This window comes from Rathayibacter sp. AY2B3 (assembly GCF_002931755.1).
Lineage (GTDB): Bacteria > Actinomycetota > Actinomycetes > Actinomycetales > Microbacteriaceae > Rathayibacter.
The window spans coordinates 1-11583 of the sequence record NZ_PSUG01000070.1 but is presented as its reverse complement, the minus strand read 5'-3'; the positions used below and the strand labels follow the sequence as shown (position 1 = coordinate 11583).

The window sequence follows — 11583 nt, the reverse complement described above, 5'->3', positions numbered from 1 at the left end:
GCGGTGATCGTCGACCACGGGCTGCAGGAGGCGTCGGCCGAGGTCGCGCGGCGGGGGCGAAGACCAGGGTGGTGCCGCGGCGGGTGGCGAGGACGCCGGGGAGGTCGACGCCCTTCTGGCCGTGCCAGTCGGTGACCAGCGCGGCGACCGCCAGCGTCTGCGAGCGCGAGAGTGCGACTCCGAACTCGTTCGCCACGACCAGGCGGATGATCCGCTGCCGCAGCGCCGGCGGGTCCGCGGCGAGCCCCCGCGCGTCGACCGTGACGTGCCCCGCCTCGTCCTGGCCCACCAGCTCGAGCGCCCAGTCGAGGGCGAGCGCGTCGAGCGCGTCCCCGTCCTCCCTCAGCTGCTCGGCGGTGCGCGCCAGAGCCTGCGCCACTCCCGGCCCGAGCTCGTCCTCGAGCACCGGCAGCACGCGGTTCCGCACCCGGACCCGCGAGTAGCGGGGGTCGTCGTTGTGCGGGTCGTCCCACGGCACGAGCCCCTGGTCGGAGCAGGCGAGGCGGGTCGTCTCGCGGCGCAGGCCCAGGAGCGGCCGCCGCAGCGGTCCGCTGACCGGCGCCATCCCGTGCAGCGAGGCGGCACCGGCTCCGCGGGCCAGCCCCAGCAGCACCGTCTCGGCCTGGTCGTCGAGGGTGTGGCCCAGGAGGATCGCGGCGGCGCCCGTCGCGGTGAGCGCGTCGTCGAAGGCGCGGTAGCGCGCGCTGCGGGCGGCCGCCTCCGGACCGCCCTCGGCGGACACCGTCACCACCTCGCGCAGCACCGGCGCGAGCCCCAGCGCGTGCGCCTGCTCCCCCGCCCGCCGCGCGACCTCGGCCGACGCCTCCTGCAGCCCGTGGTCGACGATCACCGCGCCGGCCCGCCTCCCGCCCCGCGGGGCCTCGAAGGCGACCGCCGCCGCGAGCGCGAGCGAGTCCGCTCCCCCGCTCAGCGCGACCAGCACGAGCGCTCCGGGGTCGAGCTCGTCGAGGCTCTCGCGCACCGCCCGCCGCAGATCGGCGACGGCGGGGGTCAGGCGGGGGCGATCGGGCACATCAAGTAACGTAATGCCAGCGATCCGCCCCTCCCGCGCGCGCACCCGCGCGAGCGTTCCGGAGGCCGAATCCGTCCGCCGATGCGCCGCTCACGGCGCCACCGACTCAAGGAGAGAGCATGGCCGCATACGACGTCGTCGTCGAGATCCCCAAGGGGAGCCGCAACAAGTACGAGGTCGACCACGAGACCGGTCGCGTCTACCTCGACCGCGTGCTCTTCACCTCCTTCGTCTACCCGACGGACTACGGGTACTTCGAGAACACCCTCGGCCTCGACGGCGACCCCGTCGACGCGCTGGTGCTGCTCGAGTACCCCGTCTTCCCGGGCGTGGGCGTCTCCGTCCGCCCGGTCGGCGTGCTCAACATGAGCGACGAGGCCGGCTCCGACGCGAAGGTGATCGTGGTCCCCGCGAAGGACCCGCGCTGGCAGCACATCCAGGACATCGGCGACGTCCCGGAGCAGACGAAGAACGAGATCAAGCACTTCTTCGAGCGCTACAAGGACCTCGAGCCCGGCAAGTGGGTCAAGGTCGACGCGTGGGGAGACGCCGCCGAGGCGGAGCAGATCGTCCAGGACGGCATCAAGAAGCTGGCCGAAGAGGGTCACTGACCTCCCGCACCAACGAAGGAACCCCCTCCCGTCGTCTCGACAGGAGGGGGTTCTCTCGTTGCGCGGTGCGGCCGCGGCTCAGGCGGCCGGGCGGCCGACCATGCCGGCGGGCGTGCCCCAGGTGTTCCAGATGCGCACGGGCTTGCCGTAGTCGGCGGCCTCGATGATCTGGTTGTTCCCGAGGTAGATGGCCACGTGGTAGTAGTCCCCGCCGCCGCCCCAGAAGATCAGGTCGCCGCGCTGGCGCTGGCTGTAGGGGACGAGCTTGCCGGCGCCGGCCATGGTGTTGTACTGGTTCGTCGCCGAGTGGGTGCCGATGTAGATGCCCGAGGAGGCGTACGACGCCTTGGTGAGGCCCGAGCAGTCCCACTGGTCCGGGCCCATGCCGCCGAGGACGTACTCCTCGCCGAGCTGCGCCATCGCGTACGAGATCGCGTTCTCGACGGCGCCACTGGTCGGCACCAGGACCGGAGCGGTGACCGGCTGCGGGAGCGGCTGAGCCGCCGGCTGGGCGACCGGCTGCGCAGCGGGCTGGGCCGGAGCCGGAGCCGGAGCGGGCTGCTGCTGCGCGAGCTGCGGAGCGGCGGGCTGCGGGAGGGACGCGGTCTGGCGCGAGGGGGCGGCGGCGGGAGCCGAGGACTGCTGCTGGGCGGAGCGGGCGGTGGACTGCGCCTGCGCGGCGGCCTCCGCCTCGGCCTGCGCCTGAGCGGCGGCCTCGTCGGCCTGGCGCTTCTGCTCCCCCGCGAGGTACTGGGTCTCGACCTCGACCGAGGAGTCCTTCAGCAGCGCGAGCTGGGCGACCAGCTCCTGCGACTTCTCCTCCTGCGCCGAGAGCGACGCGCGAGCGGACTCGGCGGCGGCGTCGGCGTCCTTGCGGGCGGCGTCGGCCTCGTCCGAGAGCGCCTGGTGCTCGGTGACGGCGCGGTCGGCCTGGTCGCCGAGCGACTCCGCGTTCTGCTTGTCGGCGAGGGCGTCGGCGTAGACCTTCTGCGACTGCTCCGAGAGCTGCGACATCGCGCCGAGCTGGTAGAGCAGGTCTCCTGCGTCCTCGCCCTTGGCCACGAGGCTGGCGGAGAGGTCGCCGCCGGCCGCGCGCGAGAGGTGCGCGGCGAGCAGGCCCGCGCGCATCTTCGAGGTCTGGGCCTTGACGGAGGCGGTGGTCGCCTTCTCCTCGAGGTCGGCAACGGCCTCCGCAGCGGCGTCGAGCGCCTCCTTGGCCTGGCGCCAGGCCTCGGCCTTCTTCATCGCGGTGATCGACTTCTCGTCGACCGCGGTCTGCAGGCTCGTGATGAGGCCGGTGATCGAGTCGATCTCGGCCTGCTTGCTCGCCTCGTCCTTCTTGGCGTTCTGCACGTCGTCCCACGAGGGGTACTTCGCGTCGTCGGCGAGGGCCGGGGTGATGCCGAGGGACGCGGTGACCGCCGTGACCGCGAAGGCGGCGGAGATGACGAGCGGGAGGCGGCCCTTCCAGGCGCGCTCCCGGGGTGCCGGGGTGAAGGTGCGTGCGGTCGTCTGTGCGTCAGCCAAGGGTGACTCCTCGTTGGGCCATGAACGGTTGGGCGTCGACGGCGGAGCCGTTGACGCGGGTCTCGAAGTGCAGGTGGCAGCCGGTGGAGGCGCCCGTCGAGCCGACGGCGGCGATCTGCTCGCCGGCCTGGACCTGCTGGCCGACGCGGACGTAGATCCCGCCGGACATGATGTGGGCGTAGCCGGTGCTGATGCCGCTGCCGTGGTCGATCAGCACCCAGTTGCCGTAGGTGCCGTTGGGGCCCGCGTAGGAGACGGTCCCGCTGTGCGCCGCGAAGATCGGGATGCCGCAGCCGCCCGCGAGGTCGGTGCCGCGGTGGTACGAGCCGGAGGATCCTCCGCCGGTCGAGATGCTGTCGCGCGGGCCGAAGGTGCCGGTGACGCGGCCCCCGGCGGGGCGGACCCAGCCGGAGTCGCTGACGGCGCTGGAGCCGCCGCCGCCCGAGGGGGCGACGTATCCGCCGCCGCCGCCACCGCTGGACGCGGCTGCGGCCCGGGCGGCCTCGCGGCGCGCGGCCTCGGCCTGGGCGGCGGCCTGACGAGCGGCCTCCTCCTCCGCGAGCTTGCGGAGGCGCTCGGCCTCGCGAGCGGCGACGCCGGCCTCGTAGTCGGCCACGGTCTTCGACTCGGTGTCGCGGAGCGCGGCGAGCTGCTGCTCGAGCACGACGCTCTGCTCCTGCTGCTCGGCGAGCGCGGCCTCGGACGCCTCCTGGGCGGCGGTCGCCTCGGCGAGCTTCTGCTCCGCGGCGACGCGGAGGCGCTCGCGCTCGGTCTGCGCGACCTCGGCCTGGTCGGCGAGGGAGGACGCGGTGTTGCGGGCGGTGCTGGCCTGCTCGTAGATCGCGGAGGATCGCTCGACCAGCTTGGTCATGCTCCCGATCTTCGACAGCAGCTGGTCGGCCTGGCCGGTCTTCTGGTCGAGGAAGATGTTGACGGACAGGTCGGTGCCGGTGCTGCGGTAGAGCTGCGCGGCGAGCAGGCCCGCCTGCTGCGAGGCCTTGTCGGCCTCCTCGGCGCTGGCGGCAGCCCGGTCCTCGAGCTTCTTCGACTGGTCCGAGGCCTCGTCGAACGCCTGCTGAGCGGCGAAGTGCTCGTCGCCGCGCTGCTGCGCGAGCTGCTGGGCGGAGGCGACCTCGCTCTGGAGGTCGCCGATCAGGGACGTGATCCGGTCGACCTGAGCGGCGGCGGCGGCCGTGTCGCCCTTCGCCGCCTCGACGTCGGCCCAGGACGGGTACTCGACCGCCTGGGCGGGAGTGGCGACGAGCAGGCCGGCGACGAGCGCGACGACGGCGGAGGCCAGGGCAGCACCTCGGAGTCGCCCGAGTCGCGGCGCGCCGGGGAGGCGGGCGGGACGCGGACGGCGCAGGGAGTGGGGCATGGGACCTCGGGGATAGGGGGACCCTCCCTCCGCGGCGGTGCGGCTCCGGCGCGCGGGTGGGTGGGAAGAGCGATTCCGCCCCACCCTAACCGCGGCCCTGCCCGATCTCCTAGACCCGGGTCAACCCCGGACGGGGTGCACGCCGCCTGCGGAACCGTCGATTTTGCATCCTGCGCCGCGGCCCCCTATGCTTGCGTGTCGGTAGTCATGGGGGGTCGGCCGCAGGGTCGCCCCGCGAGTCTCCGGCCCCATCGTTTAGTGGCCTAGGACACCGCCCTTTCACGGCGGCAGCACGGGTTCGAATCCCGTTGGGGTCACGGATGGGTCGGTACTGCCAGCACCACCAGGAGTACCAGCACCACCGGCAAGTGCACCGGCTCGAGAGGGCCGGGGCGTGAAAATAGAACAGCCTCGAAGGCAGTATGCTTGTCTTCGCAACGAGGCCCTGTAGCGCAGTTGGTTAGCGTGCCGCCCTGTCACGGCGGAGGTCGCGGGTTCAAGTCCCGTCAGGGTCGCAAAGGGGCCCTTCCGAGAGGAAGGGCCTTTTTCAGGAGATCACCTCTCCAGCGACGTCACGTCGCAACGGCTCTGTAGCTCAGTTGGTAGAGCGCACGACTGAAAATCGTGAGGTCACGGGATCGACGCCCGTCGGAGCCACGGAAACCCTCGCCTAGCTTCTACATGGCGGGGGTTTCTTCGTACCCGGGGGTCGTCACGCCCAACGGCGCGATGCTCCGCCGTGGCCGCCGATCCGTGGGCGGGCCGGCGTCGAGCGGCCCGGATCGCATCCAGGCGGTCTGCGTAGGCTGGCCCGGCCATGGAACCCGACGCCTTCCCGCCGCCCGATCCCGCGACGCTCGCGCCCGACTCCGCGAGGGCGCCTTCCGGGTCGGCGGCGTCCTGGCCGGCGCCTTCGTGGCCGGCGCCTTCGGGACCGACGCCCACGCCACAGCCGGGGTCCGCGCGGCAGGCGGAGCCGCCCGGGCCGGTCGAGCCTCGGCCCTCGGTCCACGCGCCCTACTCCTCCCTCCTCTACCTGCCCGATCCCCGGGTCCGCTGGGGCCTGCCGACCGCCGTGCTCACGATCGTCGGGATCGTCCTGCCGCTGGCCGTGCTCATCCTGCTGTTCGGGTTCGGCGTGCTCCCCTACTCCGCCGGACTCGCCTTCGCGGGGGCGCTCGCGAGCTACCTCGTCGCGCTGATCGTGCCGTTCGCCGCGTCGCGGCTGCGCGGGCTGGGCACGATGGCGGCCGACTTCGGGCTGCGGTTCCGCTGGATCGACGTGCCCATCGGTATCGGGCTGGGCCTCGCGGTGCGCTTCGTGATCCTGGTCGTGCTCGCGGCCTTCGCCCCCCTGCTGCAGGACGCGCAGGGGAACCTCGACATCGACCCGGACCCGCTGTGGTTCGTACTGAGCTCGGTCCTCATCCCGGTCGTGGTCGCGCCGGTGGTGGAGGAGGTCCTCTGCCGCGGGGTGGTGATGCGCGCGGTGCGGAACAGGATGCTGCGCGGGCGCGCGGAGTGGGCGCCGCCCACCCGGGGCCGGCGGATCTGGGCGATGGTGTTCAGCATCCTGGCGTCCACCGCGGTCTTCGCCCTGCTGCACGGGCACCAGATGGTGAACCCGGCGACGATCGTGACACTCGGCGTGACGACGGTCACCGCGGGACTCGCGCACGGCTGGATCGCGACGATCACCGGACGGCTCGGTGCGGCGATCGTCTCGCACGCGACGCTGAACGGCTCCGCGGTGCTGCTGCTGGCGCTGCTGCCGCTGCTGACTCCGTAGGGGGGATCTCGATACGCCCGCTGCGCGCGCTACTCGATCAGCAAGGCTCTCTGGTGGTCGCGCGGGCGGCGCCGGCCCTGGTGCGAGGACGCCGGCCGCGACGGGCCCTGGTGGTCGAGTAGCCGCGGAGCGGCGTATCGAGACCAGCGACACAACACGGATCTCGATACGCCCGCTGCGCGCGCTACTCGATCAGCAAGGCTCCCTGGTGGTCGAGTAGCCGCGAAGCGGCGTATCGAGACCCGGCGACGCCTCAGACGTCGTAGGTGCGCGCGCCGGGCAGCGGGCCGCGGACCTGGCGGTGGAGGCGCTCCATGTCGGCGTCGAGGGTGGCGGCGGTGCGGGCCGCGTCGGCGAGGCCGTCGAGGAGCTCCTGCGGGACCTGGCGGTCGTACTTGTAGTAGATCTTGTGCTCCAGGCTCGCCCAGAAGTCCATCGCGATGGTCCGGAACTGCACCTCCACGCAGACGTCGACCGATCCGCCGGAGAGGAACACCGGCACCTCGACGATCGCGTGCAGACTTTTGTAGCCGTTCTCCTTCGGCTCGGCGATGTAGTCCTTCACCTCGAGCACCGTCACGTCGGACTGCGAGGTGAGCAGGTCGAAGACGCGGTAGACGTCCGAGACGAAGCTGCAGGTGATCCGGACGCCGGCGATGTCGGTGATCGCGTCGGCGATGCCCTCGAAGGTCGTCTCGCAGCCCTTGCGCTCGATCTTCTCGATCAGGCTGTCGGCCGACTTGAGGCGGCTCGTGACGTGCTCGATCGGGTTGTACTCCTGCAGCTCGCGGAACTCCTCCTGCAGGATCGACACCTTCGTGACGATCTCGTCCATCCCGAACTTGTACTGGAGCATGAACCGCGCGAAATCGTCCCGCAGGGCGCGGATCTCGGCGACGGTGCTGGCGTCGAGCGCCTCGGCGACGGCGTCCGTCAGCGGAGGGACGGCGTGCGCGGGTTCGGGGATGCGGGATTCCACAGTCGGACACCCTACGCGCGGAGTCGTTCGAGTCCGGTGGGAGGCGCCCGGCCTAGCCTGGGAGCGTGAACTCCGAGCCCCGCCCGCTGCGCTTCTGCGCGTTCGTCATGAACACCGCCTCCCACATCCAGCACGGCCTCTGGCGCCACCCCGACGCCCGGCAGCACGAGTTCGACGACGTGCAGCTCTGGATCGACCTCGCCCGGACGCTGGAGCGCGGCCGCTTCGACGCGATGTTCTTCGCCGACGTAGCGGGGCTCTACGGGCCGGCCGACGGCGACTGGGACGTCAACGCCCGGGAGGGTCTGCAGCTGCCCAGCAACGACCCGGCCGTGCTGCTCTCCGCCCTGGCGGTGAGCACCGAGCACCTCGGCTTCGCGTTCACGAGCTCGGTGCTGCAGTCGCATCCGTTCGACTTCGCCCGCAAGGTCTCGACCCTCGACCACCTCTCGCAGGGGCGGATCGCCTGGAACATCGTCACCAGCGCTCTGGACGGCGCGGCCCGCAACTTCGGTTACGACCGGCTCGAGGAGCACGACGAGCGCTACGTCTGGGCGCAGGAGTACCTCGACGTGGTCTACAAGCTGTGGGAGGGCTCGTGGGACGACGGCGCGCTCCTGCGCGACAAGAGCGGCTCGTTCGCCGATCCGGCGCGCATCCACCGCATCGACCACGTCGGGAAGCGCTACCGCGTGCAGGGGCCGCACCTCTCGGCTCCGTCGCCGCAGCGCACCCCCGTGCTCTTCCAGGCCGGCTCCTCCCCCGCGGGCCGGCGCTTCGCCGCGCGGAACGCGGAGGCGCAGTTCGTGTTCTCGGGGTCGCCGGAGAAGACCCGCGAGCTGATCGAGGACACGCGGGCCCTCGCCGCGGCGGCCGGGCGCGGAGCGGGAGCGCCCTCCTTCTACCTGGGCCTCTCCTTCATCACCGGCGACACGGAGGAGGAGGCGCGCCGGGCCGAGCGCGAGATCGACGAGTACCTCTCCTCCGACGCGTTCCTCGTGCACTCGAACCTCGGCTTCGACCCGGCGACGGGCGAGAAGCTCGACCCCGACCTGCCGCTCTCGGCGATCGAGACCTACGCCGGCCAGAGCCACCTGCAGTGGATCCGCGACGCCTCCCCCGACCGCGAGCCGACCGTCCGCGATCTGGCCCGGCTCTCGGCGAAGCTGCGCGGACGGGTCGTCGGCACTCCGGAGCAGATCGCCGACCACCTGGCGGGCTGGCGCGACGCAGGGATCGACGGGATCAACGTCGTCAACTGGATCCTGCCCGGCAGCTACGAGGAGTTCGTCGACCGGGTGATGCCGGTGCTCCAGGAGCGGGGCCTCGCGCAGACCGAGTACGCCGAGGGGACGCTGCGCCGCAAGCTGTTCGGGACGGACGAGCTGCCGGCGACGCATCCGGCGCGGGCGTACCGCGGGGCGTTCGCGGGCTGAGCCCGGCGCGGGGGCGTCCTCGCGGGCTCGGGTCTTCGCCGGGGCGTCCGGGCGGTTCCCCGCGAGCGCCCGCGGAGGCCCGGGTCTCCACCGGGGCCTCCGCGCGGGCTCGGCTCTCCGCCGGGCGGGGGACGCGGGGTCGGACGCGGCTCCGTAGCGTCGAGGGATGATCCAGACCTGGGGAGTCCTGACCGCGCTGTACGGAGTCGTCGTGACGGCGTTCGCGGTGCTCGCGATCGTCCTGCTGGTGCTCCTGTGCCGCCTGGTGCTGACCGCGCGCGAGCACCTGCAGACGTCGACGCGGCTGCGCGAGCTGCAGATCGAGCGGATGCTGCTCGAGGACGAGTAGCGCCCGGCACGACGTCAGCCAGGAGTGGGGGGCCTCCTCGAGGAGGGGAGGCCGGTGGCTCTCAGCCGAGGTAGCGCGGAACGGTCAGGGCAGAGCGGGCCGCGCCTCGGCTCGGGGCGCCCGCGGGATGAGCAGGCCGAGGGCGACGGCGACCAGTGCCCCGATCGCTCCGATCACGAACGTGGTCTCGAAGCCCTGCGAGCTCGGCAGCTGCAGGTCGCCGACCGGCACGGTCAGCTGCGCGAGCACGCCGGCGGTCACCGCGGAGGAGAGCGTCGTGCCGAGGGTCCGCATCAGCGAGTTCAGACCGTTCGCCGCGGCGGTCTCGGAGGCGGGGACCGCGTGCATGATCAGCGTCGGCATCGCCGCGTAGGCGAGGCCCAGGCCGACGCCGATGAGCGCGTTGATCACCAGGATCTGCCACACCTCGCCGCCGAACGGGAGGATCAGGAGGTACGAGACCGCGATCAGCGCGGAGCCGGCGATCAGCACGAGCCGCGGCCCGGACTGCGCCGAGAGGCGGGCGGCGAGCGGCGATGTGGCCATCATCGCCAGGCCCGACGGCGCGAGGACGAGGCTCGCCACGATCAGGCTCAGGCCGAAGCCGACGCCCGACGCGGCGGGGAGCTCGAGGCGCTGCGGCAGAGTGATCTGGGCGCCGAAGAACGCGAACCCGACCGCCACGGAGGCGAGGTTGGTGAAGAGCACCGCGGGGCGGGCGGCCACCCGGAGGTCGACGAGCGGGCTCTCCTGCCGCAGCTCGTACCAGCCCCAGAGCAGCAGGACGGCGATGCCGCCGAGGCCGGAGCCGAGGATCGCGGGGCTGGTCCAGCCGGAGTCGTTGCCGCGCGAGACCGCGATCAGCACGCCGCTGAGGCCGATGGCGAGGCCGATCGTGCCGACCACGTCGAAGGTGCCGGGCGAGCGCAGCGTCGATACGGGGACGACCAGGAGGACGAGGACGATGTCGAGGACGCCGAGGCCCGCGGACATCCAGAACAGGACGTGCCAGTCGGTGTTCTGCGCGATGAGGGCGCTGAGCGGCAGGCCGAGCGCGCCGCCGATGCCGAGGGTCGCGCTGACCAGGGCGATCGCGCCGGGGAGCCGGTCGCGGTGGAGGGTGTCGCGGAGGATCGAGATGCCGAGCGGGATGACGCCCATCACAGCTCCCTGAAGGGCCCGGCCCACGACCAGGGTCCAGACGTCGCCCGCGAAGGCGCACACGATCGAGCCGACCACGAGCACGACCAGCGCGGCCACGGCCATCCGCCGCTTGCCGTAGAGGTCGCCGAGCCGACCGGAGACCGGGGTGAGGATGCAGGCGCTCAGCAGCGTGGCGGTGATCACCCACGCGGTCTCGGTGCGGTCGGCGCCCAGCAGCGTCGGCAGCTCGGACTGGATCGGGACGACCAGGGTCTGCATGAAGGAGGCGCTCATCCCCGCGAAGGCGAGGACGGCGGTGATGAGGCGCGGGTCCGGCGAGCGGGTCAGGGAGCGTCTGTCGGAGTCGGGCACGGCGGTCCTTCGTGTCGGCGGCGGACGCGCACCCGGACCGCGGCGGCGGGCGGGCCGTCGTCGGCGGGATCGTATCGCTCGGCTCTGCTTTCCACCGGCTCGGGGCTCAACAGCAGGGGTCACCGCTTTGTTCCCTCCCGCTCCTTCCCGCGCGCGTCGGGCAGGACGAGGATGGGCGGATGATCGACATCGAGAGCTGGATCGCCGGCTACGAGAAGGCCTGGGCCACGGACGACGCGGCCGACGTGGCGGCGCTGTTCACCGAGGACGCCGAGTACTTCACGGCACCGCACCGCGACGCGATCACTCCGCGCGACGCGATCGTGGAGTGGTGGCTGGCGGAGGAGGAGCCCGCGGATCCCACGTTCGCGTGGGGGCTGGTCGCGCTGACGGAGGAGACCGCGGTGGTGGAGGCGCGCACCGTCTACCCGGGCGACCGCACCTACCTGAACCTCTGGGTGATCCGCTTCGCTCCGGACGGGCGGGCGCGCTCGTTCACGGAGTGGTACATGGAGGAGCCGGCCGACTCGGTGTCCTGAGGCGCGAGGGGGGCGTGCGATCTGCAGGACGACGTGCGATCTGCAGGGGGGTGGGTGACCGATCTGCAGGACGCGGTGCGTTGTGCAGGCTCCTGGAGTGCGGTCTGCAGGACGCGGTGCGTTGTGCAGGCTCCCCGGGTGCCGTCTGCAGGACTCGGTGCGTTGTGCAGGCTCCCCGGGTGCGATCTGCAGGACTTCCGAGTAAAAGAGCGCTCTCCTCCGCGGGAGCCCGTCGGCGACAGCTGTGATCCCCTGCAGATCGCACACCCGCCTGCAGATCGGACACCCGCCTGCAGATCGGACACCCGCCTGCAGATCGGTCACCCCCCCTGCACAACGCACCGCGTCCTGCAGATCGCACTCCGGGAGCCTGCAGAGCGCACGCGGGCCTGCAGATCGCACGGAAGCCTGCAGAGCGCACGCGCGG

Annotated in this window: 10 protein-coding genes and 3 tRNA genes; 8 read left to right on the top strand and 5 right to left on the bottom strand. The window is 72.4% G+C overall.

What is annotated here, in order from left to right; all coding sequences use genetic code 11:
* A partial coding sequence (gene tilS, locus C5C24_RS16735) for a tRNA lysidine(34) synthetase TilS (protein WP_374955334.1) occupies positions 1 to 994 on the bottom strand: 994 nt, incomplete at its 3' end.
* 158 nt (positions 995 to 1152) lie between these two features.
* Between tilS and ppa the strand changes: the two genes are divergently transcribed.
* Positions 1153 to 1644, top strand: a complete 492-nt coding sequence (ppa, locus tag C5C24_RS16730) for an inorganic diphosphatase (RefSeq protein ID WP_068255683.1) — start codon at positions 1153 to 1155, stop codon at positions 1642 to 1644.
* 78 nt (positions 1645 to 1722) lie between these two features.
* Here the strand turns inward: ppa and C5C24_RS16725 are convergent, their stop codons facing one another.
* Together C5C24_RS16725 and C5C24_RS16720 are read right to left on the bottom strand one after the other, a co-directional pair.
* A complete protein-coding gene (locus C5C24_RS16725; protein ID WP_258065347.1) occupies positions 1723 to 3171 on the bottom strand; it encodes a C40 family peptidase in 1449 nt (482 codons plus the stop codon).
* Complete coding sequence (locus C5C24_RS16720) at positions 3164 to 4549, bottom strand: peptidoglycan DD-metalloendopeptidase family protein (protein WP_104277186.1); 1386 nt, start codon at positions 4547 to 4549, stop codon at positions 3164 to 3166. Before C5C24_RS16720 ends, C5C24_RS16725 begins: the two co-directional genes overlap by 8 nt.
* 244 nt (positions 4550 to 4793) lie before the next feature.
* Between C5C24_RS16720 and C5C24_RS16715 the strand changes: the two genes are divergently transcribed.
* From C5C24_RS16715 to C5C24_RS16700, 4 genes are all read left to right on the top strand, one after another.
* Positions 4794 to 4866, top strand: a tRNA-Glu gene (locus C5C24_RS16715).
* A gap of 124 nt (positions 4867 to 4990) precedes the next feature.
* Positions 4991 to 5064: transfer RNA gene (locus tag C5C24_RS16710), tRNA-Asp, on the top strand.
* Between the two features lie 69 nt (positions 5065 to 5133).
* Positions 5134 to 5206, top strand: a tRNA-Phe gene (locus C5C24_RS16705).
* 418 nt (positions 5207 to 5624) lie between these two features.
* Positions 5625 to 6338, top strand: coding sequence for a type II CAAX prenyl endopeptidase Rce1 family protein (locus C5C24_RS16700; protein WP_104305501.1), 714 nt, complete (start codon positions 5625 to 5627; stop codon positions 6336 to 6338).
* 253 nt (positions 6339 to 6591) lie between these two features.
* Here C5C24_RS16700 and C5C24_RS16695 read toward each other — a convergent pair whose 3' ends face one another.
* Positions 6592 to 7194: a GTP pyrophosphokinase family protein gene (locus tag C5C24_RS16695; protein ID WP_104234325.1), complete on the bottom strand. Its 603-nt coding sequence runs from the start codon at positions 7192 to 7194 to the stop codon at positions 6592 to 6594.
* A gap of 230 nt (positions 7195 to 7424) precedes the next feature.
* Here C5C24_RS16695 and C5C24_RS16690 point away from each other — a divergent pair, with 230 nt between their 5' ends.
* Both C5C24_RS16690 and C5C24_RS16685 read left to right on the top strand, forming a co-directional pair.
* Positions 7425 to 8753 (top strand): NtaA/DmoA family FMN-dependent monooxygenase, encoded by a 1329-nt coding sequence (locus C5C24_RS16690; RefSeq protein WP_104305504.1) that lies wholly within the window; start codon positions 7425 to 7427, stop codon positions 8751 to 8753.
* Positions 8754 to 8919: 166 nt separating this feature from the next.
* Positions 8920 to 9102, top strand: coding sequence for a hypothetical protein (locus C5C24_RS16685; RefSeq protein WP_104305500.1), 183 nt, complete (start codon positions 8920 to 8922; stop codon positions 9100 to 9102).
* Positions 9103 to 9186: 84 nt separating this feature from the next.
* Here C5C24_RS16685 and C5C24_RS16680 read toward each other — a convergent pair whose 3' ends face one another.
* The gene (locus C5C24_RS16680) at positions 9187 to 10617 is read right to left on the bottom strand and encodes an MFS transporter (protein WP_258065346.1); all 1431 of its coding nucleotides are present in this window, start codon (positions 10615 to 10617) and stop codon (positions 9187 to 9189) included.
* Between the two features lie 179 nt (positions 10618 to 10796).
* Between C5C24_RS16680 and C5C24_RS16675 the strand changes: the two genes are divergently transcribed.
* Positions 10797 to 11156, top strand: a complete 360-nt coding sequence (locus C5C24_RS16675; RefSeq protein WP_104255526.1) for a nuclear transport factor 2 family protein — start codon at positions 10797 to 10799, stop codon at positions 11154 to 11156.
* Positions 11157 to 11583 lie beyond the last annotated feature (427 nt).

What these genes read in the sequence shown, in the direction of transcription:
- ppa (WP_068255683.1), top strand. Translation starts at nt 1,153, where the DNA reads ATGGCCGCATACGACGTCGTCGTCGAGATCCCCAAGGGGAGCCGCAAC.
- C5C24_RS16720 (WP_104277186.1), bottom strand. Translation starts at nt 4,549, where the DNA reads ATGCCCCACTCCCTGCGCCGTCCGCGTCCCGCCCGCCTCCCCGGCGCG.
- C5C24_RS16695 (WP_104234325.1), bottom strand. Translation starts at nt 7,194, where the DNA reads ATGCTCCAGTACAAGTTCGGGATGGACGAGATCGTCACGAAGGTGTCG.
- C5C24_RS16690 (WP_104305504.1), top strand. Translation starts at nt 7,425, where the DNA reads ATGAACACCGCCTCCCACATCCAGCACGGCCTCTGGCGCCACCCCGAC.
- C5C24_RS16685 (WP_104305500.1), top strand. Translation starts at nt 8,920, where the DNA reads ATGATCCAGACCTGGGGAGTCCTGACCGCGCTGTACGGAGTCGTCGTG.
- C5C24_RS16675 (WP_104255526.1), top strand. Translation starts at nt 10,797, where the DNA reads ATGATCGACATCGAGAGCTGGATCGCCGGCTACGAGAAGGCCTGGGCC.